This is a genomic window from Marixanthomonas spongiae (genome assembly GCF_003095375.1).
GTDB classification, from domain to species: Bacteria; Bacteroidota; Bacteroidia; order Flavobacteriales; family Flavobacteriaceae; genus Marixanthomonas; species Marixanthomonas spongiae.
Genome location: NZ_QEHR01000025.1, coordinates 1 through 3,512, shown reverse-complemented (window position 1 = coordinate 3,512; position 3,512 = coordinate 1). Strand labels below are relative to the sequence as shown.

Annotated in this window: 4 protein-coding genes; all 4 read left to right on the top strand. The window is 31.7% G+C overall.

The window, feature by feature from the left end; translation table 11 throughout:
• Positions 1-154: 154 nt before the first annotated feature.
• The 4 genes from DDV96_RS15710 to DDV96_RS15695 all read left to right on the top strand — a co-directional run bounded on the left by DDV96_RS15710 (position 155) and on the right by DDV96_RS15695 (position 3,264).
• Positions 155-748 carry a hypothetical protein gene (locus DDV96_RS15710; protein ID WP_133240872.1) on the top strand — a complete coding sequence of 198 codons (594 nt, stop codon included), beginning with the start codon at positions 155-157 and terminating at the stop codon, positions 746-748.
• A 3-nt stretch (positions 749-751) separates the two neighbouring features.
• The gene (locus DDV96_RS15705; RefSeq protein WP_116695730.1) at positions 752-1,387 is read left to right on the top strand and encodes a hypothetical protein; all 636 of its coding nucleotides are present in this window, start codon (positions 752-754) and stop codon (positions 1,385-1,387) included.
• A 166-nt stretch (positions 1,388-1,553) separates the two neighbouring features.
• Positions 1,554-2,255, top strand: a complete 702-nt coding sequence (locus tag DDV96_RS15700; RefSeq protein ID WP_116695729.1) for a hypothetical protein — start codon at positions 1,554-1,556, stop codon at positions 2,253-2,255.
• 157 nt (positions 2,256-2,412) lie between these two features.
• A complete protein-coding gene (locus DDV96_RS15695; RefSeq protein ID WP_116695728.1) occupies positions 2,413-3,264 on the top strand; it encodes a trypsin-like peptidase domain-containing protein in 852 nt (283 codons plus the stop codon).
• Positions 3,265-3,512: the final 248 nt, after the last annotated feature.

Sequence of the window (3,512 nt, the reverse complement as noted above, 5' to 3'; positions counted from 1 at the left end):
TTAAACTGTTTGGGGGCACGTAAAAGCAACTTTCAAAAAATGCCGGCACACCGATGGATTTCACCAAAATCCGAAAAATACTGTTTTTAAGAGAATTAATTGGTAGTTTTGAGACAGACTGCCGTTGCCACCCATTTAAAAAAAATTGAAAACTTTGAAAAAAATTACTTTACTATTAATGCTTTTGATTTGCGGACTATCGTTTGCACAAGAATTTGAAATTGGTCCAATGTTTAATTACGAAAGAACATCGTTTAACATACCTGATGACTCATTTATCATAATTGGAGAATATGGTGGAGAAGGTTCAAGAACAACAGGATATGAAAGTAATTTTAGTTTTGGAGTTTTTAGCCAATTTTTCCTTGAAGAACGTATTGCGATAGCTGGAGAATTATTTTACACCAAAACAACATCTACAGAATTTAAGGATATCGAGTTTACCTCTATTAATTTTATTCCCTATACTTCCTTATCATTAATTAGGAATGGAGAATTATATTTAAATCTAGGAGCCGGAATAGCATATATGACTAAAACACCTCATTTTGAAAATGAAGAATTGAATGAAAAAACTAAAAATTTTGACTTTCCAATTAAACTCGGCCTAAACTATAGATTCCCAAAACTTCTAATAATTGATGTCGGAATACATAGTCCGTTTTCAAGAATTGTTGAGGACGAACTTTTAAGAACTGCATATTATATAGGAGTTAAAATACCACTAAACCAAATTTTAAATAAATAAAGTATGAAAAAAATTATCTTCATTTTTTCAATAGCAATTATTTCGACAAATTATATAATTGCTCAAGAAGTTACAGTTAATGACAATATAACAATTAAAATAAAAAAGGTTAAAAAAGCTCCTACTCTTTTTCATACGCAACAGAACGTAAAAGTAAAAGGGGATGGTTTGAAAAAAATAATGATAAAATCAAAAATCAAATCCGAGAATAAAAAGGATGTTGATGTAAATCCATTTTCCTTATTGGATACTGTAAATAAAGTTCGATACCAACTTGTGGAATTTGTGGGTTATAAATCATTTTCAATTGGTGTACCAACTTATCAAGGCAAAGAACTATTAAAAACTAAATTACTTAATAAACGAGGTCGTCCTTATCAAAGTGTTCCCGATTTTGACCCAAAAATTAAAGACACTTTTGAAGATTATCAATTTGAAGGTTATAAGAATATTACTTGCCAAATAAATTTTGGAACTGATAAAAATCCAATAATTTCAGGAATCTACTATGCGCCAATAACAATGAATTCTTTTATCGCTGATGCTTTTTTCGCAATTCAAAAGCTCGATAAGGAACCAGTATTTGAATTATATTATGGAAATGAGAAAGTTGGTGATATTGATATAGATTTGGATTAAAAGATGCAACAAATAACAAAAACGGGTGGCAACAATGGCTATAAGTAATTGCTTGTTCTCGTCTACTTCTGAAAATCCTCGCGGATTTTCAGTTTGGTGTGTACTTGCAAAGTTTCATGCGAACCCACGCAACTACTCATAGCCGAGACCGTTGTGCAACATTAGAATGAACCTCGAAAAATATTTAATAATTCTATTGATTTTTATTGTCGGATGTCAAAAAAAAACTTCCAACGATAAGAAAATTGATTCGACCAAAATTGAGGAAGCCAAAAAACCAAAATTTTTGACAGAATCAATAGACACGTTAATAAATTCTAAAGGCTACTTAGTAATTGGAAATAAAAGTGCTGAAATAGAAATAATAAAGGTAGCTGATAGTTTAAAATTTTCGGATTTTAAAATTATTGATTTTAAAAATGACATACTATTTGTTGCCAAAAATTTGGATAAAAAGAGATTTGAGGTTTACGAAAAATACAATCCAAAAGTCACTTTCTCTGATTTTAAAGTTAAAATTTACAATGGAGAATTAGTAGAACCAGATTTTGAGAAATTTCCCTGGGCAAAACGTAACATAACAAGAATCAAAGAAGAATGTAAAAACGGTATTAACTTTGCTGGAAAATATACATTAGTGATTTGGGGTTGTGGTTCTCCTTGTCAAAGCGGTGTTATTGTGGACAGAACAAATGGAAAAATTTATAATGATTATTTTTCCACCTATGGTTCTGAATATAAAAAAGATAGCAGTTTAATCATCTTTAATTCTGCCTTGATTGACGAAAAAACCCAATTGATGAGTTTACACAATATTGTTGAAGTTAGCACTGAAATCTGGAACGGAACCGAATTTAAAAAAATATAAAAATAACGTTGCACAACAATGTATAACCGCAATTACGGCGGAATTCCTTATCGGAATTCACGCCTTTTTACTAACTTTAAACCGTCAGCGGAAAAATCACTGCTGATTTTCCCGTAACTGACGGTTATACGAGACCGTTGGCATTAATTAGAACTAAATGGAAGTAACTTCAATTGCAGAAAAATTATTATTTGTTACAGTTAGAATCGACACTGTAAATAAAAAAGGTGAAAATGGTTCAGGAACTGGATTTATATTTCTACACAAATATAAGGATGTACAAGCTTTGTCAATCGTTACGAATAAACACGTTGTTAAAGATGCTGTTCAAGGTGGAATTACCTTTATCAAGAAAAAAGATGACAAACCAACTTTGGGAGATTCTTTTCGACTACAATTTAATGACTTTGAAAAATTATGGAGAGGTAATGACGACCCTAATATTGATGTAACTGTTACACCATTAATTCCTTTATTAGAGCAATTAAAAAACAAGTTTAATGTAGATGTTTATTACCATCACCTTTCTTCAGAAAACATTCCTAACGAAGAACAAGTTAAACAAATTGATGCTATTGAAAACATTACTTTTATTGGATATCCAAATGGGATTTGGGATAGAAAAAACCACACGCCAATTTTAAGACAAGGAACAACTGCTACACATTACGCAGTGGATTTTGAAAACGAAAAAAAGTTTCTAATTGATGCCTCAGTCTTTGGAGGCTCCAGCGGAAGTCCAGTTTTGCTATATAATTCCGGAGCATACACAAACAAAGGTGGTGGACTTATGGGAGGAACCAGACTTTTCTTTTTAGGTATTGTTGCAGCTGTATTTTTCAGAAATTCTGTAAACGAAATTATAAGCGTACCGATTCCTACAAACCATAAAAACATTTCTGTTGGTCAGGAAATGATTGATTTAGGAATTGTTTTTAAAGCAAGTACAATTGTAGAAACAATTGAATCAGCAATTGAAAAAGAATTTTTAACTAAAGAAAATAACTAATGCCAACAATGGCTATAAGTAATTGCTTGTTCTCGCCTACTTCTGAAAATCCTCGCGGATTTTCAGTTTGGTGTGTACTTGCAAAGTTAAGTGCTAAACCACGCAACTACTCATAGCCGAGACCGTCAGACTGTCTCAAAACCATGCCATTATTGCAGCCTTTTTCCAAGGATATAATTTTAATTTGCCTTATCTTTAGGAATGGAATACCAACAAGGACAAGACCGGGAACAGCTTACCCTTTACAG